A 25,581-nucleotide genomic window follows, 5' to 3' on the forward strand; every position below is an offset into this window, starting at 1 on the left:
CGTGTGACAGCTGTAGTCATCTGAGTCGGCGTTTCTGTCCGGGTGACGGCTTCGGGGCCGCTAACCTGACGGGGTCAGTGGCGTCGACGGACTGGTAGGCGACAACTGGGAGGAGGGCCGCCGAAATGCCGAACTCGCTCCTGTGGATCGGGCTGGTTGCCGTGTGGTTGTTCGTTCTGGTGCCCATGCTGGTCACGAAGCGCCCCCGTATTCGCCAGACGACCGACGCCGCACTCGCAACCCGGGTCCTGCACCGAGGTGACGACGAGCCACTCGCCCCGCGCGGGCCGGCCGCCGGTCATCGCACCGACCCCCACTGGCGTCCGAGTCGGGATTCCGCCCGTCCCACAGCCGGCGACGACTCCGGTCGCGCCCGCACGGTGGACGACCGCAGACACCGCCACCCAGCGGAGGACCGCATGGACACACAGCTCGACACCGACCACGACACCGACATCGACTTCGAGGAGCGTCCCGACCGGGCTCCCGCCCGGGAGTTCGTGCCCCAGCGCCGCGGACGCGGCGGATTCGACCCGCAGGCCGACGCCATGGCCCGGGCCGCGCGCTACGAGTTCCGGCAGCGCACCGTGCTCGGCCTGCTGTTCGCCGCGATCATCACCGCCGCCCTCGCCCTCATCGTCTCGTCGGCCCTGTGGTGGCTGTGCACGGTGGCGACGGCTGCCCTCGCCGGCTACCTGATCTACCTCCGTCGCCAGGTGCGTGTCGAGCAGGAGATCCGCCGCCGTCGCATGGCGCGCCTGAACCGTTCGCGGCTCGGCGTCGAGTCACACAGTGACGACGAGCTGCGGCTGGTCCCGGCCCGGCTGCGACGCCCCGGCGCGGTGGTGCTCGAGGTGGACGACGAGGACCCGGTGTTCGAGCACCTGGACCACTACACGGACGACGAGCCCGCCCACGAGACGTACGAACCCCGTTACGACGCCGACGACTACCCGGTGCGTCGGGCCTCCGGGGAGTAGTCACCGATCCGTTCGGGCCGAGCGAATGTATCGTTCATCTCCTCAGCGGTAGCGGGCGATACATTCGCTCGGAGCGAGGGCGTATTCAGCGCGCGGTGACGATGTGCGCCACGAGAGGCGCCGACACCGAGCCGTCCGGGTCGGTGAACCGGGCCAGCACCGTTCGGGCCTCCGAGGTGATCGCCTCGTACGTTCCGGCGTCGAGCCGTTCGATCAACGGGCTGCCCTCGACCTCGGTCGCCACCATCGCATCCACGGACGGGAACCGCGCGCTTCCGGTGTGCGTGGTGAACCGATCGACGGTGAGTCCGGCGTCGCGGAACCATCCCCGTAGTTCGTCGCGGTCCCCACAACTCCAGTAGGTGCCCAGGAGGGATGCCGCGGGCGGGCCGGCGTGCCGCACCGCGACGTCGACGAAGTCTCGGTATGCCGGCTGCTCGTCCAACGCGGCCGGCACACACACGGCGACCATCTCCGTCGCCACGCGGCGCATCTCGCGCAGCGCCCGTGCACGATCGGGAAAGAACATCAGCGCCATCTGGCACAGCGCCGCATCGAACGAACCGTCCGCGAACGGCAGCGCGCCGGCGTCACCCCGGTGCCATTCGAGGTCGGGACGCAACCGACGTGCCACCGCCAGCATGGCCTCACTGGCATCGACACCGACCACCCGTCCCGACGGGCCTACCCGGTCGGCGGCTACGCGCGCGACGATCCCGGTTCCGCATGCCACGTCCAGCACCCGCGTGCCCGTCGTGATCGCAGCCTGGTCCAGCAGCCGTGGCGCCCACTGCGCGAAGATCGCGGGTACGAAGCGTGACTCGTACACCTCCGCGGCCGCCGGTGAAATCCCGAAGTTCTCGCTTGTGTTCGTCATACACCGAGGATGGCGCCGCGCCCGGGTGCCGCGCATCGGGCAGGTGACCCATCTTCCGGGTGGGCGGCGGCATACGCGGCGGCCTCCGAGCGGTTCCGCACGCCGAGCTTGCGGAGGATGTGGCTCACGTGGTGCGCCACCGTCTTGCGGGAGACGAACAGCCGGCCGGCGATCTCCGGATTCGTCAAACCCCTCGCGAGCAGGTCCAGTACTTCGCGTTCGCGGGCGGTGAGGCCGCTGTCGAGATCCGGGCCGGCGCGAGTGGTGGCGCGGATGCCGGCGCCGCGCACCCCGAGACGCCGCAACAGGGCCGCGGAACGGTCCGCGGCGGCGACGGCTCCGAGTTCCCGGAAGATCGTCACCGCCGTTCGCCCGCGTGCGGTCGCGAGGACAGGATCGTCGTTCATCGCCGACGCGGCCAGTTCGAGCAGGCATCGGGCCTCCTCGAACGGCGCCGAGCGGTCCGCCCAGCGAGCGGCGGCCGTCTCGAAGGCATCGACCGCGGCCGCCACGCAGCCCTGCGCCGCGGCAGTCAGCGCCGACGCCTCCACCGCCTCGGGACCGTCGGGATCGAGCGCCGCCGCGGTGGTCGTCGCCGCGTTCAGGTCGCCCGTGGCCGCCTGGGCCCGGGCACACAGCAGGGACGTGGTGCCGTGACGTTCGAGCAGCCGCCGGGCGGTTGCGGGATCGCCGTCGGCGAGGGCGACCTCGGCGCGGGCGGTGTCCAATTCCGTGGTCGGGCGGCGGGATCGGTCCAGCATCGCCCGGGCCTCGTCGAGCCGCCCCTGCCGGACCCGGAGCGTGGCGAGGGCCGCGACGGCGCGCGCGTGGACGGCGGGGCAGACCTTCTCGTCGAGCGTGAGAACCGCCGTCAGGAGCCGGTCCGCCTCCGCCCAACGGCCCGCGGTGAGCAGCAATGCCCCGTAGAGGGTGCGGCACTCGACGTACAGGAAGGGACACCCCCAGCGGGAGGTGAAGTCCTCGGCGACGCGGCACCACTCGTCGGCGCGACGGGTGTCGCCGGCGAGCGCACACGCGCCCAGCATGTCGCAGCAGACGAACACGACGGTGTCGAATCGGCGGTCCGCATCGCCCAGAGCGGCCGCCGCGGCCTCGTCCAGCAGCGCGAATCCGGGTTCCAGGTCGCCCCGGGCCACAGCCACGTGACCGGACTGGGCGAGTGCCACCAGTTCGAGATCCCGGTCGCCGCATCGGTGTGCGGCGTCCAGGGCGCGCGCCGCCCACGGTCCGGCCGCTGCGGCGTCCGGGAGCAGGCGGTGGGCGTGTGCCACCCACACCAGGGCGTGCAACGCGCCCGGTGCGCCCTCGGGCAGCAGTCGCTGCGCCCGGCGGACCCAACCGTGGGCCACCGACCGGTTGCCGAAATCGGACGTGTAGCTGATGCTCAGCCACGCCGCGCAGCGAACCGCACTCTCTCGGTCGCCGATCCGGAGAGCCGTCGTGTAGGCCCTGCGATAGGCGGCGACGCTGTCGTCGAGGAGCCCGAGCCACCACGACGCCTCGCCGACGCCGAGCCACGCCGCCGGATCGTCGGTCGCGGCCGCCACCGACGTCAGGTCGGCCAGCGCGGCGGCCCACCGACCCTCCCGCAGGGCCTGCTCCCCGCGGAGGCGCACTGCATCCACATGTCGATTGTCCGCCGCCGTGACCTGTGCCGATACCGCAATTTCGTCTCCGGCTCGCTGGTTTGCTACAGTTTGCGAGCGGTTCCGAACGGAACCTGCGGGGCTGTGGCGCAGTTGGTAGCGCGCTTCGTTCGCATCGAAGAGGTCAGGGGTTCGATTCCCCTCAGCTCCACCACCGAAGGGCGTCTCCCGGACAGGGAGGCGCCCTTCGTCGTCGATGCCGTGCCGCCGATTGCCGGCCGAACCGGCCCGCGGTCGGGGAGACTGTGTGACATGGAACACAGAATGAGTGACGACGAACTGCGGCGCGCTATTCGAGTGCTCCGCGAACGTGCCGACAGCGCCCGCAGCGAAGGGCGCGAGGCCGACGCCGACGGCATCGAGGAGACGATCCGCAAGTACCAGGAGGAGATGGCCCAGCGTCTCTGAGCCGTCCGCGCGCATCGGTGCCGCCCGCGCGCATTCGTCGCGCACACGCACTGTCGAGCGCGCGGCCGGCGGTCCCATACGCCCTCAGCCCCTCTCTCTCACCGCGGCGCCCGCGCGGCGCCGCGGCGGATCGCGCCGCGCTAAGGTGACCCGCACACGACGAATCGGGGGCGGAGATGGCGATCAAGGACCTGCGGGGCCGGAAGTTCCTCGTGACCGGGGCGGCCAGCGGCATCGGCCGGGCGCTGGCCCTGGCCGCCGCCGCGGAGGGTGCCGAACTGGTGCTCACCGACCTCGCCGCCGACGGTCTCGACGACACGGTGCGGACGGTGCGCGAAGGGGGTGGGTCGGTGCTGCACGCCGCCGCCCTCGACATCTCCGACTACGACGCGGTCACCGCCTTCGCCGCCGACGTCCACGACCGCGCCGGCGCCCTCGACGTGGTCGCCAACGTCGCCGGAACGTCGGTGTGGGGCACGGTCGACGCCCTCGAGCACCGCCACTGGAAGCAGATGGTCGACGTCAACCTGATGGGCCCGATCCACGTCATCGAGAACTTCGTGCCCCCCATGATCGAGGCCGGCCGCGGCGGGCACCTCGTCAACGTCTCCTCCGCGGCGGGCCTGCTGGCCCTGCCGTGGCACGCGGCGTACAGCGCGAGCAAGTTCGGCCTGCGCGGGGTCTCCGAGGTGCTGCGCTTCGACCTGCACCGGCACCGCATCGGGGTCTCGCTCGTCGTGCCCGGCGCCGTGCGTACCCCGCTGGTGAACTCGGTGCAGATCGTCGGCGTGGACCGCGACCATCCGACCGCCCGAAAGCTCACCTCGCGGTTCGAGCGGCACGCCGCGTCGCCGGAGAAGGTCGCCGGGTGCATCCTCGCCGGGATCCGGAAGAACCGTTTCCTGGTGTACACGTCGTTCGACGTGCGCTTCGGTTACTGGTGGGCCCGCAAGTTCGCGCCTCCGTACAACGTGGTGATGCAGCTCGCCAACAACTACTTCTCCCGCACGCTCGAGGCGGTGCGTACCCGCCGGTGACGCTCAGGCGGGCGTCTTGTCGAGGGCGAACTCGCGCAGCCGTGTTCCCGCCCGCAGCGCCTCCCGATCGTGCGTGACCATCACGACGGCGACGTCGCGTTCGCGTGCCATCCGTTCGAGCAGCTCGACGATCTCCCGGCTGCGCTCGGCGTCCAGCGCCGAAGTCGGCTCGTCGACCAGCAGCACCGCCGGATCGTTGACCAGGCTCCGGGCGATCGCGACCCGCTGCCGCTGCCCGCCGGAGAGCTGGTGCGGGCGGCGGTCGGCCTGCTGCGTCAGGCCCACCGCGGCGAGCAGGTCGCGGGCGCGGGCCCGGTCGAGCCGGCGCCCGCTCAGGTGCGCGATCAGCGAGAGCTGTTCGGTGGCGGTCAGCGAGGGAAGCAGATTCGCCTGCTGGAACACGAAGCCGATCCGTTCGCGCCGCAGCCGCGTGCGGGCCGCCGCGTCGAGGCCCGTGGTGTCCACGCCGTCGAGGACGACCCGCCCGGAGTCGGGCACGGTGAGCAGCCCCGCGACGGCCAGCAGGCTCGACTTGCCGGATCCGGACGGACCGGTGACGGCGACCGTCTCGCCGGGCTCGGCGTGGAAGTCCAGGCCGTCGAGGACGCGCAGCGTGGCGTCGCCGTCGGGATAGGTGAGGACGATGTCGGTGAGCCGCACGCTCATGGTGGTGCCTTTCTCGAACGAGTCGGTGTCTTTCGAACAGCGTCGGTGTCTCGAACAGCTCAGTGGGCCGCGGCGAGCGCGGTGAGCGGGTCGACGGAGCCGATGCGTGCGACGGCCGCCGCGGCCCCGAGGAGGCCGACCCCGACCAGCGCGACGAACGGCAGCACGGTCGTGGCCGCGCTCAGCGTGAACGGCACGACGGTGGCTGCGGCCGCTCCCGCGGCTGTCGCGGCGACGGTGCCCAGGCCGGTGCCGAGCACGAGCACCACCGCGGCCTGTCCGAGGGCGTCGCGCAGCAGGTAGGAGGTGGAGGCGCCGACCGCGCGCAGCACCGCGATGTCCCGGCTGCGCTGGACCGTCCACACCGTGAAGAACGCACCCACGACGAGGGCGCCGACGACGAGCAGCATGCCCTGCATCAGCAGCAGCGACCCGCGTTCGGAGGTGTACGAGCCGACGGTGTTCAGGGTCGCGGACGTGTCGAGGACGCTCGTGCCGGTCGCGGCCGCGGCCGCCGCCGTGTCGAACCCGGGACCGGTCCGCAGCGCGATCACCGTCCCGTCGGCGCCGGCCGTCGCGGGGAGTTCGCGCCAGGTGCCGAGGTCGAGCCACACCACGGGCTGATGGCTGTAGTAGGAGCCCTCGACGAGAGCGGTGAGGGTGACCTCCCGCCCGCCGACGGTCAGGACGGTGCCCGGCGTCCAGCCGTTGTCGGTGGCGAGTTGCGCGTCGACCGCCGCCGTCGCCGGGCGCAGGGCCGCCGGTGCCGCGAAGGAACCGGGAGCGACCCCGAACAGTGCCGCCATCACCTCGCGCCCGCCCGCACCGACGCGTCCGGGGGCAACGCCGAGCACGGCGGTGTCGGTCACGCCGGGTTGCGCGGCGAGGGCGGTGCGCTGCGCGTCCGTGACGGTGGACTCCCCGAACGACAGGTCGGACGGATCGGCGTCACCGCCGTCGAGGGCGAAGTGATCGGCGCCGATGCCGCGGATCGCGGCGATCGACTGGTTGCCCAGGCCCGCGGTGAGGCCGGAGAGCATGACGACGAGAAACGAGACCAGGACGAGCACCGCCGACATGACGGCGAAGCGCCCCGTGGCGAAGCGCAGATCGCGCAGTGCGAGGAACATGAGTTCCACGGTGCCCGGTGCGGCGATGCCGGCGCATCGCTCGGTGGATGGGTTCCCGGATCAATCGAAAGTGGGAGGCGGCGGCGTGCGCGGCGGTGTTAGCGTCGGTGAAATGCAGACCGCCCGACAGCACCGCCCCGAGGGGACGGTCCCGGTGCTGCGTGCGATGCAGCTGGGCCAGCACGCGCTGTTCGTACTGCTGCTGCTCGTCGGGGTGCTGCGCGGCGGCGGCACCCCGGGGGTGCTGGTCCTCGCGGGCGCCGAATTCGCCTGGTACATCTCGGGGCTGTGGTTCGCCCGGCGCGGGTCCCGCGGCGGGATCTGGCTGGCGGTGCTGCTGGCCGGCTGGCTGGCGCTGGTGGTGCTCGCACCGGATTTCGTGTGGCTCGCCTTCGCGCTGTTCTTCCTGTGCTTCCACCTGCTGCCCACGATCGCCGCGTTCGCCGCGACGGCGGCTCTGACGGCGGTCGCGATCGCCGCGAGCCTGGGCCACGGCACGGCCAACGCCACGGCCGCCGTCGTCGGCCCGTTGTTCGGGGCGCTCGTCGCGTCCGGCACGGCCCTGATCTACCGGCAGCTCGTGCGCGACGCCGAGCAGCGCGACGCGCTGCTCGCCGAGCTCACCGAGGCACACCGCGAACTGCTCGACGCCCAGGACGAGCTGGTGCGGTTGCAGCGGGAGACCGGTGCCACCGCCGAGCGGGCCCGGCTGGCCCGCGACATCCACGACACCCTCGCCCAGGGCTTCTCGTCGATCCTGCTGCTCGCCCGCGCCGGGCTGCGGGCCGGCGACGACACCGCGGCGCTGCTCGGCCGGATCGAGGAGACGGCACGGCGCAATCTCGTCGAGGCCCGCCGGGTCGTCGACAAGCTGCGACCGTCCGATCTCGACGATGCGCCGCTCGCGGCGGCCCTCGGCCGCATCCTGGACCGGTTGCGTGCCGACACCGGCATCGACGCGGAACTGCGCGTGGACGGCGAACCGTTGCCGCTGCCCACGGGATTCGACGTCGCGCTGCTGCGGGTGGCGCAGAGCGCGCTGGCGAACGTCCGGCTGCACGCCCACGCGCGCCGCGTGCGGGTCACCCTCGCCTACACCCCGGACGAGGTCCGGCTCGACGTGGTCGACGACGGCGTCGGCTTCGACGTCCGCGACGCGGGTTCGGGCGGTGGGTTCGGGCTCACCGCCATGCGGGAGCGGCTCGCCGAGCTGGGCGGCACGGTGTTCCTCGAGTCGGCGCCGGGCGACGGAACCGCCGTGGCGGCAACGCTTCCCGTGCGGGTGCTGCCGTGATCCGGATACTGCTCGTCGACGACCATCCCGTTGTGCGGGCGGGGCTGCGTGCCCTCCTCGCGTCGGAGCCCGGGCTCGAGGTGGTGGCCGAGGCTGCGTCCGGTCGGGAGGCCGTCGCGCAGAACGCGGCGCACCGCCCGGACGTGGTGCTGATGGACCTGCGGCTCGGGCCCGGGATGGACGGGGCGCAGGCGACGGCCGAACTGGCTTCCGCGCCGGATCCGCCGAAGGTGCTGGTGCTGACCACCTACGACACCGACTCCGACATCCTGCGCGCGGTCGAGGCGGGGGCGGCCGGGTATCTGCTCAAGGACGCCGACCCGGCCGTGCTCGTCGACGCGGTGGCCCGGGCCGCCCGGGGCGAAACCGTGCTGGATCCCGGTGTGGCGCAACGGCTCTACCGCAGCATGCAGACGCCGCGGGTGGAGCTGAGCGCCCGCGAGATCGAGGTGCTCGGCGCGGTGGCGCGGGGGCTCTCCAACCGGGCCGTCGCCAAGGAACTGTTCGTGAGCGAGGCCACCGTCAAGTCCCATCTGGTGCATGCCTTCTCGAAGCTGGGCGTGGATTCGCGCACCGCGGCGGTCGCGGCGGCGCGCGAGCGCGGCCTGCTGTGAACGGTTATCCGGCGCGTCGCAGCCGGGCGTGCAGGTGGTGGGTGAGCGGGGTCTGGGCGTGCGCCATCCACAGGTCGTAGGACAGTTCGTCGCCGTCGAGGACGAACCGCCGCCGCAGCTCGTGCACCGGCTTCGCGTGGGGAGAGCGCTCGAGGTGCACGGTGGTGAAGTCGAGGACGCCGTGGGTGAGCCGCGACCGCTGGATCTCCACGAACCCGGTCGGCTGGGAGACGAGCAGCTCCACCTCGTGATCGGCGAGACGGAGGTATCCGTTCTCGGTGTGCATCGGCTGACCGGTGCCCGGGTTCTTCGTGCGGCTGACGTACATCAGGAACGGCTTGCCCGGGGTGGGGGTGAACTCGATGGTCTCGTTGTAGGTGAAGTCCTCGATGGTGGGGTAGTGGCCTTCGCCGCCGCCCACCCAGCGGCCGGCGAAGGCGGCGAGATCACCGAGCGGGCCGGTGTCGGTCATGTGGGTCTCCTCGGTCGTCGGGCACCGTCGATCCTGCCATCGCCGGGCGGGCGCCCGGCCGGCTTCGCGGAGTTTCGGCGCGCCGCGCGGCGGGCCGCGGCATTACGGTCTTATTCATGAACGCTCAGCTGGGTGTGGATTCCGAGGTGGGGTCGCTGCGGGCGGTGCTGATGCACCGGCCGGGCGCGGAGCTCGAACGCCTGACTCCCCGCAACAACGACCAGCTGCTGTTCGACGCGTTGCCGTGGGTGGCGCGGGCGCAGGAGGAACACGACGCGTTCGTCGACCTGCTGCGCGGGCGGGGGGTGGAGGTGCTGCTCCTGTCCGACCTGCTCACCGAGACCCTCGAGGTCAGCGGGGCCGCCCGCGTCCAGGGGGTGTCGTCCGCGGTGGATCCGCGCCGGCTCGGGCACGGGCTGGCGCAGGAACTCGCCGCGCACCTGCGCGCGATGTCCGCCGCGGATCTCACCCGCGTCCTCGTCGCGGGCATGACGTTCGACGAACTACCCGTCGCGGGCCTCGGAGCCGCGCCGTCGCTGGTGCGGTTGATGCATCACGGAGCCGACTTCGTGATCGAGCCGCTGCCGAACCTGCTGTTCACCCGCGACTCGTCGTTCTGGATCGGCCCGCGGGTCGCGATCCCCACCCTGGCACTGCCGGCCCGGCGCCGGGAGGCCTCGATCACTGATCTGATCTACGCGTTCCACCCGCGGTTCCTGGGGGTGCGCCGCGCCTACGAATCGCACACGGCGCCGGTCGAGGGCGGCGACGTGCTGCTGCTCGGCCCGGGAGTCGTGGCCGTGGGCGTGGGGGAGCGCACGACACCGGCGGGTGCGGAAGCGTTGGCGCGCAGCGTCTTCGAGGACGGTCTCGCGCACACCGTGCTGGCGGTGCCGATCGCGCAGCAGCGGGCCTCGATGCATCTGGACACCGTGTGCACCATGGTGGACGTCGACGCCGTGGTGATGTACCCCGCGGTGCGGGAAACGTTGCAGGCCTTCACTCTGCGCCGGGAGAACGGCGACGTCCGGATCGGCGGGCCGCGCGGGTTCCTCGAGGCGGCCGCCGACGCGATGGGCATCGAGAAGCTCCGCGTCATCGACACCGGCCTCGATCCGGTCGTCGCCGAGCGTGAACAGTGGGACGACGGCAACAACACCCTCGCCCTCGCGCCCGGCGTGGTGGTCGCCTACGAACGCAACATCGAGACCAACACCCGCCTCGAGGACGCGGGCATCGAGGTGCTGCGGATCGCCGGGTCCGAACTGGGCTCCGGACGCGGCGGGCCGCGCTGCATGTCCTGCCCGCTCGCCCGCGGCTGACCGGCGCGTCCGGCGCGGGCGAGCGGCCGGACCCTAGAGGATCTCGCGCACCTTCTCCACCGGGCGGGCGAGCACGGTGCCCTTGTCGGTGACCACGATCGGCCGCTCGATGAGGATCGGGTGCTTCACCATCGCGTCGAGCAGCTCGTCCTCGGAGGCGTCCGCCAGGTTCAGCTCCGCGAACAGTGCCTCCTTCCGCCGGATCGCCTGGCTCGGCACGAGTCCGGCGTCGTCGAGCAGCTTGCGCAGCCCGTCGCGCGACGGCGGGGTCTCGAGGTACTTGACGACGGTCGGCTCGAGGCCCGCCTCCTGCAGCACCTTCAGGGTGTTGCGGGACGTGCTGCACCGGGGGTTGTGGTAGATCGTCGCGGTCGTTGCCATGGCCACATTCTGCCGTGCCGCACCCGCTCCGGTTGAGTGCGGCGCGGCCGGTCTCTACCATCGTCCGGCGTCGGTGAAGGACAGGAGAGGTGTCGTGCTGAAGGGATTCCGGGATTTTCTGCTGCGCGGGAACGTGGTCGAGCTCGCCGTCGCGGTGGTCGTCGGGGCCGCGTTCACGGCCATCGTCACCGCCTTCACCAACCACATCGTCAACCCGCTCGTGGCCTCGGTGGGCGGCGCGAACGAGTACGGCTGGGGATTCCAGATCACCTCGAGCCCGGAGACGTTCGTCAACATCGGTGCCGTGGTGTCGGCGGTGATCAACTTCCTGCTGATCGCCGCGGTCGTCTACTTCGTGCTGATCCTGCCGGTGAACACCGCCAAGGCCCGGTTCGCCCCCAAGGAGGAGGGCGACAAGCCGCTGAGCGAGACCGACCTGCTGATCCAGATCCGCGACCTGCTCGAGACCGGCAGCTACACCCGGGCCGCGGACGCCGACGAGGACAGGGCGCGGGTCTGAGGCGGCCCCCGCGGCGCAGTCGGGGACGGTCGGCCCGCACTGTTAGCCTCGACGCACCACCTGCCCACCTGAGGACGCCCCGATGCTCGACATCGTCATCGACCCCGACTCGCCGGTCCCGCCGTACGAGCAGCTGCGCCAGCGGATCGTCACGATGGTGCGGCGCGACGAGCTGATCGCCGGCACCAAGCTTCCCACCGTCCGTGGGCTGGCCGAACACCTCGGCATCGCCCCGAACACCGTGGCCAAGACCTACCGGGAGCTCGAGCATCTCGGCATCATCGAGACGCGGGGCCGGGCGGGCACGTTCGTCGCCGAGTCCGGTGACCCCACCCGCACGCTCGCCCAGCGCGCCGCCACCGGCTACGTCCGCGAATTGCGCACCCTCGGCATGTCCGACGACGAGGTGCTCGAATTCGTCGTCGCGGCGCTGCGGGGCGCGTGACTCGTCCGACTTCCCCCGGAGCGGTGACGGTTGCGCTCCGCAGAGAAGTGGACGAGGTTTACATCATGGGCCTTTCGGACGAACCGACGGATCCGCACGACGCTCGGCGTGGCCGGCTCGTTTCGGTTCGCCCGGGAGGGCTGCGCCGACGGACCGCACCGGTGATCGATCCGGCCGTGTTCGTCCCGACGGCCCTGATCGTGGTGTCGATCGTCGTCTGGGGGCTGCTCGCACCGGACAATTTCGCCGCCGTGACGGGGGCGGTACTGGACTGGCTGGTGGTCAACCTGGGGTGGCTGTTCGTGCTCACCGCGTCGGGTTTCGTGGTCTTCTCGATCTGGCTGGCCCTGAGCCGGTTCGGACGGATCCCGCTCGGCAAGGACGACGAGGTGCCGGAGTTCCGCACCGTCAGCTGGATTGCGATGATGTTCAGCGCCGGTATGGGCATCGGCCTGATGTTCTTCGGTGTCGCCGAGCCCCTGGCCCATTTCGTGACCCCGCCGCCGGGCACAGCCGGGGGCGTGGGACCGGCGATGGCGACGACGATGTTCCACTGGAGCCTGCACCCGTGGTCGATCTATGCCGTGGTGGGTCTGGCCATCGCCTACGGCACCTACCGCAAGGGGCGTAAGCAGCTGATCAGTTCCGCCTTCCTGCCGCTGCTCGGCCGCCGCGCCGAGGGACCCGCCGGGAAGGTCATCGACATCCTCGCCCTGTTCGCCACGCTGTTCGGCACTGCTGCCTCGCTCGGCCTCGGGGCCCTGCAGATCGGGTCCGGCTTCGCGGTGACCGGTTGGCTCGAGGAGACGGGGGTGCTGCTGCTCGTGGCGATCATCGCGCTGCTCACAGCAGCCTTCGTCGCCTCCGCGGTGTCCGGTGTGGCTCGTGGCATCCAGTGGCTGTCCAACATCAACATGGTGCTCGCGCTCGCGCTCGCCGCGTTCGTCTTCGTGGTCGGTCCCACCGTGCTGATCCTGAATCTCGTACCCACCACTCTCGGCGCCTATGCCGCCGATCTGGCCCGCATGTCCGCTCGTACCGCGGCGTCGAGCCCCGAGGTCGCCGAGTGGCTCTCCGCGTGGACCGTCTTCTACTGGGCATGGTGGATCTCGTGGACGCCGTTCGTCGGGATGTTCCTGGCCCGCATCAGCCGTGGCCGCACGGTCCGCCAGTTCGTCGTAGGGGTCATCGTCGTTCCCAGCACGGTGAGCCTGGTGTGGTTCGCGGTGTTCGGTGGTGCGGCCATCGGCGAGCAGCGCGACGGCCTCGGCCTGGCCGACGTCGGCACGACCGAGGCGCAGTTGTTCGGCATGCTCGACAATCTGCCGCTGTTCACGATTTCGGCCGCCGTCGTGATGGTGCTCGTGGCCATCTTCTTCGTCTCGGGGGCCGACGCCGCATCGATCGTGATGGGCACCCTGTCCCAGCGCGGCACACTCTCCCCGCACCGTCGGGTCGTGGTGTTCTGGGGCGTGCTCACCGGCGGCGTCGCCGCCCTGCTCCTGTGGACGGGCGGTGCCGATGCCCTCACCGCCTTGCAGACCATGACGATCATCGCGGCGGCGCCGTTCGTGCTCGTCATGGTGGGTCTGTGCGTGTCCTTGTACCGGGACCTGTCGCGGGACCCACTGGTGTCCCCACGCGGTCGGCGGTTGCTGCGCCGCGCCGAGTACCGGTCCCCGGCGCGGCGCGGAGAAGAACGGACGTCGAATGAGTAGTGCCGTGCCGGCGCGGATCGCGTTCGCGGTCGAGGCCATGGACCCGCAGCCGGGCAGCGACGTGCTCGAGATCGGCTGCGGTGGGGGTGTCGCCGTCGCGCTCGTGTGCGAGCGGCTGCGCCGCCGCGGCCGGGTCGTCGGGGTGGACCGCTCGGCCACGCAGATCGATCGGGCTCGTCGCCGCAACCGGGACGGAGTCGACGCCGGGCTCGCCGAACTGCGCGTCGGCGAATTCCCCGGCGTCGACCTGCCGGGATCGTTCGACCTGGTCTTCGCCGTCAACGTCCCCGGTTTCCGCAGCGAGGACCCGGCCGCGCCGACGGCCGTCGCATCGCTGCTGCGACCCGCCGGCGAGTTGTGGGTGTTCGACGAACCGCCGCCCGGCCTCGCCCTCGGACCGGTGTCCATGCGGATCAGCGCGCTGCTCTCGCGCTGCGGCTACGCGATCGTCGACATCGTCGAGCGCGAGCGGACCGTCGGCGTGCGGGCCGCGCCGCCGGACGTCACCGCCAGCTCGGCAGCCACAGCTGCTGCTGCCACGTCTCCACGGTGATCGGCGCTGCGGTGAGGATCGGCCACAGCCACACGAAGTTCGCCACCACCAGGCCGACGTAGAGGCACACGACCAGCAGGCCGGTCGAGCGTCGCTCGGCCGAGGCCCGCGGCGAGCCGAGGACGTCGCCGAGCACCAGCGCCAGCCCCATGACCAGGAAGGGCGCGAGCGGGACCGCGTAGAAGTAGTACATCTGCCGGTCGAGCGTCGCGAACCACGGCAGCAACGTCGCCGTGTAACCGGTGAGCACCGCGGCCCACCGCCAGTCCCGCCGCACCAGCAGCTGCCACCCACCCCACGCGAGCATCGGCAGCGCCAGCCACCACATCGCCGGGGTGCCCACCAGCATGACCGCCTTGACGCACTGCTCGCCGCCGCACCCACGGATCTGCTCGCCGTCGGCGAAGTAGTACAGCATCGGGCGCAACCCCATCGGCCACGTCCACGGCTTGGACTCCCAGGGATGCAGGTTGCCGGCCGAGTTCGTCAGCCCCGAGTGGAACTCGAGCACGGAGGCGCTGTAATACCACAGCGACCGCAGGGCGTCCGGCACGAATGCGAACGCCCCGTCCGTGCCGATCTGACGACCCACCGCGTGCCGGTACACCCCGGTCTCGCCGGCGAACCACGCCCAGAACGTCGCCAGGTACACCCCGAGCGGCACCACCACCAGCGCGTACAGCGCCGGACCGACGTCGCGCAGCCCGGTGCCGAGCCACGGCCGTTGCACGCCGTAGGCCCGGCGGGCGGCGACGTCGAACGCCACCGACATCAGCCCGAAGAAGGCGATCAGATACAGCCCCGACCACTTGGTGCCCACCGCCAGACCCAGCAGCACGCCGGCTCCGAACCGCCACCACCGCACGCCCAGCCGGGGACCCCACACCGTGTCGGCGATGCGTCCCTCGGCGTGCACGCGCGCCATGCGTTCCCGCATCTCGTCCCGGTCGACGATCAGGCACCCGAACGCGGCGACCGCGAACAGCGCCAGGAAGATGTCCAGCATCCCGAGGCGCGACGAGACGAACGTGACGCCGTCGGCGATCAGCAGGATCCCCGCCAGGCCGCCGAGCAGGGTCGAGCGGGTCAGCCGCCGCACGATCCGCACCACCAGCAGGACCAGCAGCGTCCCGGCGACGGCGGCGGAGAACCGCCACCCCCACCCGTTGTAACCGAACAGCGCCTCGCCGAGCGCGATGAGCTGCTTGCCCACGGGCGGGTGCACGACGAGGCCGTACCCGGGGTTGTCCTCGATCCCGCCGCCGGTGAGCACCTGCCAGCCCTGCGGGGCGTAGTGCTTCTCGTCGAACACCGGCGTCTTCGCGTCGGTGGGGTAGTGCAGCATCGTGAACCGGGTGATCGCCGCGATCGCGGTGACGAACAGCGTCACCACCCAGCCCCGGCCGCGGTCGACCGGACCGAAATCCGGTGCGGGCACCGTCGGGCCCGGGCTGTTCATCCGGCGGCGGTCCGATGCCACGGCAGGGCGCTCGTCCGTCACGGTCACGCCCCGATCGTAGGCTGAGACGCATGCAGGCAGACAATCCGGGACAGGGCCGGCTCGTGCTCGCCGCCACCCCCATGGGCGACATCGGCGACGCCTCGAAACGGCTCCGCGACGCGCTCGGCAGCGCCGACGTCGTCGCGGCCGAGGACACCCGTCGTACCAGGGCGCTCGCCGCCGCGCTGGGGGTCACCGTCACCGGACGGGTGGTCAGCTTCTACGACCAGGTGGAGGCCGCCCGGACGCCGGCGTTGGTCGCCGACGTCGAGGCCGGCAAGACGGTGCTGCTGGTCACCGACGCCGGCATGCCGTCCGTCAGCGACCCCGGCTACCGCCTGGTGTCGGCGTGCGTCGCGGCCGGGCTGCCCGTCACGTGCCTGCCCGGCCCGTCCGCGGTGACCACCGCACTCGCGCTGTCCGCGCTGCCGGTCGAGCGGTTCTGCTTCGAAGGCTTCCCACCGCGCAAGGCCGGCGCCCGTCGCGCCTGGCTGCAGACCCTCGCCGCCGAGCCGCGCGCGGTGGTGTTCTTCGAGGCCCCGCATCGCCTCGCCGCGTGCCTCGCCGACGCCGTCGACGTGCTCGGCGGGCAGCGGCGCGCCGCGGTGTGCCGGGAGCTGACCAAGACCTACGAGGAGGTGCGTCGCGGCACGCTCGCCGAGCTGGCGCGGTGGGCGGCCGACGGGGCGCGCGGCGAGATCACCGTCGTGCTCGAGGGCGCGTCGGCGCAGATCGCGGAGCCGGCCGAGCTGGTCGACGAGGTGGAACGGCTGGTGTCGGACGGGGTGCGGCTGAAGGACGCGTGCGCGCAGGTGGCGACGTCCGGGGTGTCCAAACGCGAGCTGTACGACGCGGTACTGGCCGCGCGGCAGGACGAGCCGTCGTCGTAGACTCTGCCCCTTACCGCGCAGCAGGAGGTACGGATGGAGTCGGTGAACGAATTCCTCGTCGAGGTCGCGTCGGTGGTGTGGGGGCCGTACTTGCTCATACCGCTGCTGCTGGGCACCGGCGTGATCCTGACGGTGCGGCTGCGGGGCGTGCAGTTCCGCAAGCTGTGGCCGGCCCTGCGGCTCGGGCTGATCATCCGCAAGGACCCGGACGCCACCGAGGGTGACATCTCCCAGTACCAGGCGCTGACGACCGCGCTGGCCGCCACCGTGGGCGTCGGCAACATCGCCGGTGTCGCCACTGCCATCTACTTCGGCGGCCCGGGCGCCCTGTTCTGGATGTGGGTCACCGGTCTCGTCGGCATGGCCAGCAAGTATTCGGAGGCGTTCCTCGGCGTCAAGTACCGCGTCACCGACGCCAAGGGCGAGCAGTCCGGCGGCCCGCAGTACTACCTGGCCCGCGCCATCCCCAACAAGTTCGGCCTGGCGCTGAGCCTGATGTTCGCGGTGTTCGCCGTGCTCGCCAGCTTCGGCATCGGCAACATGACGCAGGCCAACACCGTCGCCACCCAGATGGACTCCACCTTCGGGGTGCCCACCTGGTTGTCCGGCATAGTCATGACGGTGCTCGCCGCCGCGGTGCTGCTCGGCGGCATCAAGTCCATCGGCAAGGTCACCGCCGGGTTCGTGCCCGCGATGATCCTGCTGTACGTCGGCGCCGGGATCATCGTCCTCGCGGTCAACATCACCGATATCCCGCAGGCGTTCGCCCTGGTGTTCTCCGACGCATTCACCGGAACCGCCGCGACCGGCGGCTTCATCGGCTCGGTGTTCATGATCGCCCTGCGCTACGGCGTGGCCCGCGGCATCTTCTCCAACGAGTCCGGCATGGGCAGCGCCGCAATCGCCGCCGCCGCGGCGCAGACCACCCATCCGGTGCGGCAGGGCCTCGTGTCGATGACCCAAACGTTCATCGACACGATCATCGTCGTGACCTTCACGGGCATGGTCATCATCACCACCGGCGCCTGGAAGTCCGGCGAGCAGGGCGCGGCAATGACCTCGCTCGCCTTCTCGGACGGCCTCGGCGGCGACTGGGGCAGCTGGATCGTCACGATCTCCGTGGTGTTCTTCGCCTTCTCGACGATCCTCGGGTGGTCGTACTACGGCGACCGCTGCGTCGAACGCCTCGTCGGCCGGGGCGGCGTCCTCCCGTACCGGGCGATCTTCGTGCTCGTCGTCTACGTCGGCGCCACCACCGAGCTCGAGGTGGTGTGGAACTTCTCCGATGTGATGAACGGGCTGATGGCACTGCCCAACCTGGTGGGCCTGCTCGTCCTCTCGGGTCTCATCGCCCGCGAGACGAAGGAGTACCTCGCCCGCGATCCGTACCTGCTCGGCGAGAAGGGCAGCAGCACGCCGGCCCGGTAGGCGCGGCCGGCCGTCGCTACGGCGCGGCCGAGGAGAGCGCGACGATCAGCAACACGGCGACGGCCACGATCAGGGCCGCGACCAACGTGGGCGGAACGCCGTTGACGATCCGGTCGACGAGCTTGTACACGATCCCTCGGTTCGGGTCGCGCGCTGCATTCCCTCCGCCTCGGGCGGAACCACCCCTCGTCGGGTTCCGGCCGGTGCGGAGGTGCAGCGCGTCGCGGGGTCTTCCCGCTCGGGAACAACTCTGTCGGGTATATCCGGGGCGACCAACCGGTTCGCGTGCCGCTCGCGATATCATCCCAGGTCAGGGCTGGTGAGGAGTTTTTCCGCAGCGGACGATCCGGGCTCTCGAGGGGTGCGGAGCAGGGAGGATGCGGGAGATGGAACCGGCGGACGAGCGAACCGAGGCTGAGCCGCGGCAGGTGTTCGCCGACCAGCTCCGGATTCTGTTCGCGGCGGCGGGGCGTCCCGCACTCAAGAAGGTCTCCTCCGAGGCGGCGGCCGTCGCCCGCGCCGTGGGCAGCGATCGCACCGTGTCGGTGCAGCGGCTCAGCGACTGGCGATCCGGCGCCCGGGTGCCCGCCACCTTCGAGGCGATCCGTCCGGTCCTGGTCGTCCTGATCCGCGCCGCCCGGGCCCTGCACGCCCAGCCGCCGGCACCCGGCCTCTACTCGATAAAGCGGTGGGAACGGTGGTGGGAACTCGCCCGGGGACCAGCCGGGCGGGCCCGGGCGGAGACGTCCGAGGCGCCCGCCGCGACGCCGCCCACCGGTGTGCGGCCCTACCGGGGACTCGAGGCGTACCGCGAGCGCGACGCGCAGCTGTTCTTCGGCCGGAGCCGGAGTGTGCGCGAGCTCGTCGAGACCGTCGTCGCCGCCCACGGGCACGGCATCGTCGTGGTGACCGGCGCCTCCGGCGTCGGCAAGTCCTCGCTCGTGCAGGCCGGCCTCATCCCGGAACTGTGCCGCGACGGCCGCTGGCGGCCGGTGGTCCTGACTCCGGGGCGGCACCCCGTGGCGCAGCTCGTCGAGTGCATACCCGAACTCGCCGACATCTCGGACGCGGACGAGCCCTCCGCCGTCGCGCGGCTGCGCGCCGCCGCCGGCCGTCAGGGCAGCTCGGGCCTGCTGATCGTCGTCGACCAGATCGAGGAGCTGTTCACCCACTGCGAGGACCCGGCCGAACGCTCGGCGTTCCTGGCGCTCCTCGAGCGGGCCGCGACCGTGGGCGACGGCGACACCCCGATCGCGGTGGTGGCCACGCTGCGGTCGGACTTCTACGACCGGGCCGTGACGTATCCCGTGCTGGCGCGGGCGCTGGAGCGGCACAGCAAGACGGTCCAGCCCCTGACCCGCGACGATCTGGTGGAGGTGATCTCCGCACCGGCGCGGCTGCTCGGCCTGCGGTTCGAGCCGGGGCTGGTGGAGCTGATCCTGCACGACCTCGGCGTGCTGACCGCCGACGACGTCGGCGGGGCGGAGCTGCCGCTGCTGTCCCACCTGCTCGACGCCCTGTGGGAACGCCGGCGTGGCGGCCACCTGACCGTGGCCGGCTACGGTGCCACCGGCGGGGTGCGCGGATCGATCGCCGCCAGCGCGGAACGCGCGTGGGAGGAGCTCGACGCCCGTGGCCGCCGCCTCGCTCGCGCGATGCTCGTGCACCTGGTCTACGTGACCGACACCGGCACCGACGTGAAGATCCGGCGTCCGCTGGACCGGCTGCTCGCCGTCGCCGGAGACGACGTCGACGCGGGGCGCCGGGTGGTCGACCACTTCGTCACCGCTCGCGTCCTCGTCGTCGACGCCGGCAGCGTCGAGCTGCTGCACGACGCCGTGATCGACGCCTGGCCGCGCTTGAAGTCCTGGATCCAGGCGGACCGCTCGTACGCGGCGCTGTGCCAGCAGATCGAGGCGGACGCCGCCGGGTGGGTCGAGGGACGCCGGCACGCGGACCTGCTCTACCAGCGCGGCCGGATGGACCTCGTCGCCGAGCACGAGGCCGGGGACCTCGCGGGGCGGACGCGGCCCGTCGGCGTCGAGGCCGCGCTGAGCCCGACCGCGGTGGACTTCCTCCGGGAATCGCGGCGGCAGATCCGCCGGCGGACCCGCATCCGCAACGGCGCGATCGCCGCCCTCGTGCTGTCCACGATCGTCGCGGTGGTGATGGGGACGCTGGCCTGGGCCGGCAAGAACCGCGCGGAGGCCGAGCGCAGTGCCGCCCAGTTCCAGCAGGTCGTCGCGCTCGCCGACTCCATGCGCGAGAAGGACCCGTCGACCGCGGCCCAGCTGGCGCTCGCGGCGTGGCAGCTGAAGCCGGACAGCGAGGTCGCGTACTCGCGGCTCGTCGCGACCGAGCAGATGCCGCTGGCGCTGCCTCTCGAAGGCCACAGCGGTCCCGTCTACGGGGTGGCGATCGCGCCGGACGGCACGACCCTCGCCTCGGCCAGCGACGACGGCAGCGTTCGCTTGTGGGACCTGTCGGACCGGACCGCCCCGCGGCCGCTCGGAGCGCTGGTGTCGGGCGAGCCCGAGTATCTGGCATCGGTTTCGTTCAGCCCGGACGGCACCCTGCTCGCGGCGGGTGGGGCGACGGGCGCGGTGTGGATCTGGGACGTCACGGATCGCGACCGGCCGGTCGCCCTGCTCACCGCCGAGGTGCTCGTGCCGGAGGTCATCCACAACGTGCGGTTCAGCCCGGACGGCCGGTTGCTCGCCGTGCCGTACGACAACGGGTCGGTGGTGCTCGTCGACACGAGCGAACCCCGGACGCGGGGATTTCCCCGCACCGTCCTGCCCGCGCACGGGGCGGCCGTGCGGACCGTGGCGTTCCACCCCGGCGGCACCGTGCTGGCCACGTCGAGCGACGATCGCTCGGTGCGGTTGTGGGACCTGACCGACCAGGCCGCCGCGCCGCTCGGCGAGCCGCTGACCGGTTTCCGCGACGTGGCGCATTCCGTCGCGTTCGCCCCCGACGGCCGGACCCTCGCGGTCAGCAGCGACGACGGCGTCCTCACGCTGTTCGACACCGCCGAGCCCGGGGCGGTACGGCCGGCCGGCCCGCCCGTGCAGGCGCACACCGGTGGGGTGTGGACCGTGGCGTTCGCGCCCGACGGCCGCACCCTGGCGAGCGCGTCGTGGGACGGGACCGCGAAGCTGTGGTCGATCGACCCGGCGACGCGAGCGGTCGACGAGATGCGGCCGGCCCTCGCCGGCAACGGCGGCGGCGTCCCGGCGCTCGCGTTCACCCCCGACGGTGCCGCGCTGGTCACCGGCGGTCACGACGGCACCATCCGGGTCTGGACGCTGCCGCGCGGACGCGTCCCGGTCGCGGATTCCGCCCTGACCCTCCCGGCGATCGACCGCACCGGCTCGCTCGTCGCGACCGGGGGCTACAACGCCACCGTGCCGCTGTGGCGGATCGGCTCCGACGGGCGCTGGTCACCGCTCGGTGCCGTGAACCGCCCGCGACCGCTGGGGGGTGCGGTGACGACCGCCCTGTCTCCCTCCGCCAGCACACTGGCCACGGCCTCGACGACGGACGGCGAGATCCACCTGTGGGACGTCCGGGACCCCACCGTTCCGCGGCTCTGGGCGAACCCGATCGTCACCGAGACCCGGTTCACGTCCGAACTCGCATTCGGTCCCGACGGCACCACCCTCGTCACGGGAGACGACGACCACTCCCTCGTGCTGTGGGACGTGTCGGATCCGGCGCGGCCGGCGCCGTGGGGCGCCCCGCTCGGGGGCCCCACCAACCTGATCCGGGCGGCGGCGTTCGCACCGGACGGCCGGCACCTGGTGGTGGCGAGCGCGGACGGCTCGCTCTACGCCTGGAACGTCGCCGATCCCGCGGCCCCGGTCCCGGTGCCGGTGTCGGACGGCCATGCCACCGGCGTCAACGCCCTCGCGTTCAGCGCCGACGGCAACGTCCTCGCCACCGGCGGCGACGACCACACGGTCCGCGTGTGGGACCGCGGACCCGACGGGTCGTTCACCGTCCGTCCCGAGGCGCTGCGCGGGCACACCGGCACCGTCTATTCGGTGTCGGTGACGCCGAACGGCCACGAGGTGGTCAGCGGCAGCGACGACGGCACGGTGCGGTTGTGGCACGTCGGCGACCCGGAGGACATGCACCCGGTGGGCGGCCCGATCACCGACGTCGGCGTCGGCCGGTGGCAGGTGGGCTTCCTGCCGGGCAGCAACGCCGTGATCGCGGCGGGTGGCGACGGGATGGTGCGCACGTGGGGCCTGGACGTCGAGTCGATCATCGCGCGGATCTGCGCGGCGACGACGGGCCGGATCACCGCATCGCTGCCGCAGTCCGATCTGCCGGTGGCCGGCCGGACGGTGTGCGGGGGCTGAGCGCCAGGATGCTGGCAGCCTTGTCGAGGCACTCCTGCCATTCGGCGTCCGGATCGGAATCGATGGTGATGCCACCGCCGACGCCGAGACCACACGACCCCGGCGTGCCCGCGTCCCCGCCGCCGAACTCGACGGTGCGGATCGCCACGTTGAGCTCCAGCCCGGCGAGCGGGCTGGCCATGCCCACGGTGCCGCAGTACACGCCCCGCGGCTGCGGCTCCCAGACCCGCAGGAACTCCCGCGCCCGGAGCTTGGGACAGCCGGTCACCGAGGCCGGCGGGAACGCGGCCCCGAGCAACCGCGCGGTGTCCACACCGGCCCGCAGCGTGGCCGCGACGGTGGACACCAGGTGCCAGACTCCGGGGGCCGGATGCACCCCGAGCAGATCCGGCACGGTGACGGTTCCGGTCTCGGCCACGCGTCCGAGGTCGTTGCGCACGAGGTCCACGATCATCACGTTCTCCGCGACGTCCTTGACGGACGCGCGCAGCCGGGCCGGATCCGCGCCGATCGGGAGCGTGCCCTTGATCGGGCTCGACGTCACCCGGTCGTCGTGGCGGGCGAGGAACAACTCCGGCGACAGCGACGCGACCGCCCCCCACCCGCCTGCGACGTAGGCGGCCCGGGCCGGCGCGGTGCGCTCGATCCCGTCGGCGAAGAAGTGCAGCGGGCTGCCCGACCAGGCGCCGGTGAAGCGAGTGCACACGCACGCCTGATAGACCTCGCCGGCCCGGATCGCGTCGAGGCACTGCCGCACGCCGCGGCGATGGGCGCCGCGGTCCGGCGCGGTCCAGTCGATACGCCACGGCGCCCGACCGGAGGCCTCGGGCACCTCGCGGACGGCGGCGGCGAGCCCGGCCGGGCACGGCGCGTCGGTGAGGCTCTCGTACCACCAGCAGCCGTCGTGGTCGAGCCGCAGCACGGTGTCCGCCCACCCCCCGGCCGCCCGAGGCAACGCCGGGTGGGCGGGGGCTCGGTCCGGGTACGCCAGGTAGCCGATCCACCCCCCGCCGACGACCGGCCCGTCGTCGCGGGTGCGCAGGGACGGGCCCTCGCGCAGGACGAACGCGTCGGAAGGCGGGGTGGCGACGGCCTCGACGTGGGGCGCGAGGACCGCCGCCGCGCCGAACCACGTGCCGGTCAGTGCGGCCGGCGGGGGCGCTCCCGCCGCCTCGGCGCGGGCGCCCAGCACCCGCAGCACCTGCGCCGGGCCACCCCCGGCGCCGAGCCGTTCCATCCGCATGAGCACAGCCTCCCACGGGATGCCGGGACGGGCCGAATCACACCGGGCGTTCAGTGGACCGGCGGCATCACCCTGTCCGCCGCGCCGAGCTTGTCCGGGTTCCGCACCACATACAGGCCCGTGACCAGGCCCGCGTCCGTCTCGATCATCATCACGAGGTCGAGCCGCTCGGCCGAGTACACCGCCAGCGCGGGCAGACCGTTGAACGACGCGAACTCGAAGCGCATGTCGGGCAGGGGCCTGCGCCCCAGGTTCCGCAACAGCCGCGCGACCTTCTTCGCCCCGGACACCGGAACCCGTGCGGCCGTCGCCTTGCCCCCGCCGTCGGCGACGTAGACCACCTCCGGGGACAGCACCTTCATCAGCGCCTCCACGTCGCCGGTGCCGGCGGCGGCGAGCAGTTCCTCGACCACCCGGCGGGTCTCCGCGCCGGACGCGGTGTACCGCTTGCGCCGCGCGTGCACGTGGCTTCGGGCGCGGTGGGCGATCTGCCGCACCGTCGCCTCCGGCCTGCCGACCGCCGCCGCGATCTGGGCGTGGTCGAATCCGAACACCTCGCGCAGCACGAACACCGCCCGTTCGAGCGGGCCGAGTGTCTCGAGCACCAGCATCATCGCCATCGACACCGACTCCGCGAGCAGGACGTCCTCGGCGGCATCCGGCGCCGTGCGTACCGGCTCGGGCAGCCACGGCCCGACGTAGTCCTCCCGGCGACGCTGCGCGGTGCGCAGCGCGTTCAGTGCCTGCCGGGTGACCACGCGGCTCAGATACGCCCGGGGGTTGGCGACCTCGTCGAGGTCCACCTCGGCCCAGCGCAGGTAGCTGTCCTGCAGGATGTCCTCGCTGTCGGCGACGCTGCCGGTGATCTCGTACGCGATGCCGAACAGCAGGCCGCGGTGCCGGGTGAACAGCTCGTCGTGCGTCATCGCGGCGCCGCGATCGGATCGTGCGCAGCGGCCGGTCCCTTCGGGAAGGGATAGCCGTGCCCCCGTGCCTGCCGGCGCAGTGTCCACACCGTTCCGCGCACCACCATCTCCTTGCCGAATGCGCCCAACGTACCGCGCAGGGCGCCGCCGCGGGCCGTGTCGTCCGGGCGGGTGCGCTGCACGACGCCGGAGGCCCGGCCCAGCGAGATGCACTGCGCCACGAACCCGAGCGACAGCGGCTGCGGCTCCAGGCCCGCCAGCAGCGCCCATGCCGTGTCGGCGCCGTGCGCGCCGAGCGGCAGCGCCGCCTGGCAGCTCATCCGGATGTGATCCTGGCCGTCGACGGTCACGGCGTCGCCCACCCCCACGACGTTGGCTGCGCCCGTGCTCCGCAGGGTGGCGTCGACGCGGAGCCGACCGGTCCCGTCGACCGGCAACCCGCTCCGCCGGGCCAGGTCGGGCACCGTGAAGCCGCCCGCCCAGATCGTGAGTTCCGCGGGCACCGCTTCGCCGTCGGCGAGCAGCACCTCCCGCCCGGTGACCGCGACGACCCGGCCCGGCCGCACCCGGACACCGAGCCGTCGCAGCCGTGCGGCGACGAACCGCCGGGTGGCGCCGGGCAGGTGCGCGACGGGGTCCCCGACGAGGGTGCAGGTCAGGTGGGGATGCGCCTCGGCGATCTCGGCGGCCGATTCGACGCCGGTGAGCCCGCCTCCGACGACCACCACGCCGGCACCGTCGCCGAGCCTGTCGAGCGCGGCGGCCGTGTCCATGGCGCGTTCGAACTCGGCCGGCGAGTGCAGCCGGTCGGCGCCCGGGATCGCGGGCACGCCGGCGCCGCTGCCGACGGCGTAGATCGCCACGTCGAACGGCAGCGCCGTCCCGTCGGCGAGCAGCACCCGATCCGCACCGATCTGCACCGCGGTGCCGAGGTGCACGACCGCCGCCGGGTGCAGCACCTCGGCGAGGTCGTGCGCGGCCGCACCGGATCCGGCCGCGAGCTGGTGCAGCCGCACCCTCTCGACGAACACCGGTCGCGGGTTGACGACCGTCACCGATACCTCCGGATGCGCGGCGAGCATGCGGTTCGCTGCCATCACGCCCGCGTACCCGGCCCCGAGCACCACCACGTCGGTTGCCAT

23 protein-coding genes and 1 tRNA gene are annotated in these 25,581 nt (G+C 72.4%); 14 read left to right on the forward strand and 10 right to left on the reverse strand.

Translation table 11 applies throughout. From position 1 onward, the window contains the following. Nucleotides 1-125: 125 nt before the first annotated feature. Nucleotides 126-980, forward strand: coding sequence for a divisome protein SepX/GlpR (gene sepX, locus G6039_RS01080; RefSeq protein WP_029542048.1), 855 nt, complete (start codon nucleotides 126-128; stop codon nucleotides 978-980). Nucleotides 981-1,065: 85 nt separating this feature from the next. Here sepX and G6039_RS01085 read toward each other — a convergent pair whose 3' ends face one another. Together G6039_RS01085 and G6039_RS30940 are read right to left on the reverse strand one after the other, a co-directional pair. After that, complete coding sequence (locus G6039_RS01085) at nucleotides 1,066-1,857, reverse strand: class I SAM-dependent methyltransferase (RefSeq protein ID WP_006944958.1); 792 nt, start codon at nucleotides 1,855-1,857, stop codon at nucleotides 1,066-1,068. Continuing rightward, nucleotides 1,854-3,503 carry a helix-turn-helix domain-containing protein gene (locus tag G6039_RS30940; protein WP_269216348.1) on the reverse strand — a complete coding sequence of 550 codons (1,650 nt, stop codon included), beginning with the start codon at nucleotides 3,501-3,503 and terminating at the stop codon, nucleotides 1,854-1,856. The genes G6039_RS01085 and G6039_RS30940 overlap by 4 nt, the downstream gene beginning before the upstream one ends. A 99-nt stretch (nucleotides 3,504-3,602) precedes the next feature. Between G6039_RS30940 and G6039_RS01095 the strand changes: the two genes are divergently transcribed. From G6039_RS01095 to G6039_RS01105, 3 genes are all read left to right on the forward strand, one after another. Continuing rightward, a tRNA-Ala gene (locus tag G6039_RS01095) sits at nucleotides 3,603-3,678 on the forward strand. Nucleotides 3,679-3,788: 110 nt separating this feature from the next. Continuing rightward, nucleotides 3,789-3,932: a hypothetical protein gene (locus tag G6039_RS01100; RefSeq protein WP_006944955.1), complete on the forward strand. Its 144-nt coding sequence runs from the start codon at nucleotides 3,789-3,791 to the stop codon at nucleotides 3,930-3,932. A 176-nt stretch (nucleotides 3,933-4,108) separates the two neighbouring features. Continuing rightward, a complete protein-coding gene (locus G6039_RS01105; RefSeq protein WP_029542053.1) occupies nucleotides 4,109-4,969 on the forward strand; it encodes an SDR family oxidoreductase in 861 nt (286 codons plus the stop codon). Nucleotides 4,970-4,972: 3 nt separating this feature from the next. On the opposite strand, the gene G6039_RS01110 is transcribed toward G6039_RS01105, so the two are convergent. Continuing rightward, a complete protein-coding gene (locus G6039_RS01110) occupies nucleotides 4,973-5,635 on the reverse strand; it encodes an ABC transporter ATP-binding protein (protein WP_006944950.1) in 663 nt (220 codons plus the stop codon). 59 nt (nucleotides 5,636-5,694) lie between these two features. Then, nucleotides 5,695-6,765 carry an FtsX-like permease family protein gene (locus tag G6039_RS01115; RefSeq protein WP_029542054.1) on the reverse strand — a complete coding sequence of 357 codons (1,071 nt, stop codon included), beginning with the start codon at nucleotides 6,763-6,765 and terminating at the stop codon, nucleotides 5,695-5,697. Nucleotides 6,766-6,877: 112 nt separating this feature from the next. On the opposite strand from G6039_RS01115, the gene G6039_RS01120 reads away from it, so the two are divergent. Continuing rightward, a complete protein-coding gene (locus G6039_RS01120; protein ID WP_050034767.1) occupies nucleotides 6,878-8,059 on the forward strand; it encodes a sensor histidine kinase in 1,182 nt (393 codons plus the stop codon). Next, entirely contained in the window at nucleotides 8,056-8,673 is a 618-nt protein-coding gene (locus tag G6039_RS01125; RefSeq protein WP_006944945.1) for a response regulator, read from the forward strand. Before G6039_RS01120 ends, G6039_RS01125 begins: the two co-directional genes overlap by 4 nt. Before the next feature lie 4 nt (nucleotides 8,674-8,677). Here G6039_RS01125 and G6039_RS01130 read toward each other — a convergent pair whose 3' ends face one another. Then, nucleotides 8,678-9,145, reverse strand: a complete 468-nt coding sequence (locus G6039_RS01130) for a heme-binding beta-barrel domain-containing protein (protein WP_006944943.1) — start codon at nucleotides 9,143-9,145, stop codon at nucleotides 8,678-8,680. Nucleotides 9,146-9,261: 116 nt separating this feature from the next. On the opposite strand from G6039_RS01130, the gene arcA reads away from it, so the two are divergent. Continuing rightward, complete coding sequence (gene arcA / locus G6039_RS01135) at nucleotides 9,262-10,467, forward strand: arginine deiminase (protein ID WP_006944942.1); 1,206 nt, start codon at nucleotides 9,262-9,264, stop codon at nucleotides 10,465-10,467. 33 nt (nucleotides 10,468-10,500) lie between these two features. Here arcA and arsC read toward each other — a convergent pair whose 3' ends face one another. Then, nucleotides 10,501-10,848: an arsenate reductase (glutaredoxin) gene (gene arsC / locus G6039_RS01140; RefSeq protein WP_006944940.1), complete on the reverse strand. Its 348-nt coding sequence runs from the start codon at nucleotides 10,846-10,848 to the stop codon at nucleotides 10,501-10,503. A 94-nt stretch (nucleotides 10,849-10,942) separates the two neighbouring features. On the opposite strand from arsC, the gene mscL reads away from it, so the two are divergent. The 4 genes from mscL to G6039_RS01160 all read left to right on the forward strand — a co-directional run bounded on the left by mscL (nucleotide 10,943) and on the right by G6039_RS01160 (nucleotide 14,084). Beyond that, complete coding sequence (mscL, locus tag G6039_RS01145; protein ID WP_029542060.1) at nucleotides 10,943-11,368, forward strand: large conductance mechanosensitive channel protein MscL; 426 nt, start codon at nucleotides 10,943-10,945, stop codon at nucleotides 11,366-11,368. 82 nt (nucleotides 11,369-11,450) lie between these two features. Beyond that, nucleotides 11,451-11,813 carry a GntR family transcriptional regulator gene (locus G6039_RS01150; RefSeq protein WP_006944937.1) on the forward strand — a complete coding sequence of 121 codons (363 nt, stop codon included), beginning with the start codon at nucleotides 11,451-11,453 and terminating at the stop codon, nucleotides 11,811-11,813. A gap of 65 nt (nucleotides 11,814-11,878) precedes the next feature. Beyond that, a complete protein-coding gene (locus G6039_RS01155; RefSeq protein ID WP_029542062.1) occupies nucleotides 11,879-13,531 on the forward strand; it encodes a BCCT family transporter in 1,653 nt (550 codons plus the stop codon). Beyond that, nucleotides 13,524-14,084, forward strand: coding sequence for an SAM-dependent methyltransferase (locus tag G6039_RS01160; RefSeq protein WP_029542063.1), 561 nt, complete (start codon nucleotides 13,524-13,526; stop codon nucleotides 14,082-14,084). The genes G6039_RS01155 and G6039_RS01160 overlap by 8 nt, the downstream gene beginning before the upstream one ends. Here the strand turns inward: G6039_RS01160 and G6039_RS01165 are convergent. After that, on the reverse strand, nucleotides 14,035-15,543 hold the full coding sequence (locus tag G6039_RS01165) for a dolichyl-phosphate-mannose--protein mannosyltransferase (protein WP_170914054.1): 1,509 nt from the start codon (nucleotides 15,541-15,543) through the stop codon (nucleotides 14,035-14,037). The two genes, G6039_RS01160 and G6039_RS01165, sit on opposite strands and share 50 nt — an antisense overlap. A gap of 71 nt (nucleotides 15,544-15,614) precedes the next feature. Between G6039_RS01165 and rsmI the strand changes: the two genes are divergently transcribed. The 3 genes from rsmI to G6039_RS01180 all read left to right on the forward strand — a co-directional run bounded on the left by rsmI (nucleotide 15,615) and on the right by G6039_RS01180 (nucleotide 22,270). Further along, nucleotides 15,615-16,475: a 16S rRNA (cytidine(1402)-2'-O)-methyltransferase gene (rsmI, locus tag G6039_RS01170; protein WP_006944930.1), complete on the forward strand. Its 861-nt coding sequence runs from the start codon at nucleotides 15,615-15,617 to the stop codon at nucleotides 16,473-16,475. A gap of 33 nt (nucleotides 16,476-16,508) precedes the next feature. Beyond that, nucleotides 16,509-17,903 carry an alanine/glycine:cation symporter family protein gene (locus tag G6039_RS01175; RefSeq protein ID WP_006944928.1) on the forward strand — a complete coding sequence of 465 codons (1,395 nt, stop codon included), beginning with the start codon at nucleotides 16,509-16,511 and terminating at the stop codon, nucleotides 17,901-17,903. Nucleotides 17,904-18,289: 386 nt separating this feature from the next. Next, a complete protein-coding gene (locus G6039_RS01180; protein WP_029542073.1) occupies nucleotides 18,290-22,270 on the forward strand; it encodes an nSTAND1 domain-containing NTPase in 3,981 nt (1,326 codons plus the stop codon). Here G6039_RS01180 and G6039_RS01185 read toward each other — a convergent pair. From G6039_RS01185 to G6039_RS01195, 3 genes are read right to left on the reverse strand one after another with little or no spacing between them, the layout of a single operon-like run. Continuing rightward, complete coding sequence (locus G6039_RS01185; RefSeq protein ID WP_029542075.1) at nucleotides 22,209-23,513, reverse strand: aminodeoxychorismate synthase component I; 1,305 nt, start codon at nucleotides 23,511-23,513, stop codon at nucleotides 22,209-22,211. The two genes, G6039_RS01180 and G6039_RS01185, sit on opposite strands and share 62 nt — an antisense overlap. A 50-nt stretch (nucleotides 23,514-23,563) precedes the next feature. Continuing rightward, the gene (locus G6039_RS01190; RefSeq protein ID WP_006944922.1) at nucleotides 23,564-24,439 is read right to left on the reverse strand and encodes an RNA polymerase sigma-70 factor; all 876 of its coding nucleotides are present in this window, start codon (nucleotides 24,437-24,439) and stop codon (nucleotides 23,564-23,566) included. Next, nucleotides 24,436-25,581 (reverse strand): FAD-dependent oxidoreductase, encoded by a 1,146-nt coding sequence (locus tag G6039_RS01195; protein WP_174824796.1) that lies wholly within the window; start codon nucleotides 25,579-25,581, stop codon nucleotides 24,436-24,438. The genes G6039_RS01190 and G6039_RS01195 overlap by 4 nt, the downstream gene beginning before the upstream one ends.

The organism is Rhodococcus aetherivorans (assembly GCF_011058165.1).
GTDB classification, from domain to species: domain Bacteria; phylum Actinomycetota; class Actinomycetes; order Mycobacteriales; family Mycobacteriaceae; genus Rhodococcus; species Rhodococcus aetherivorans.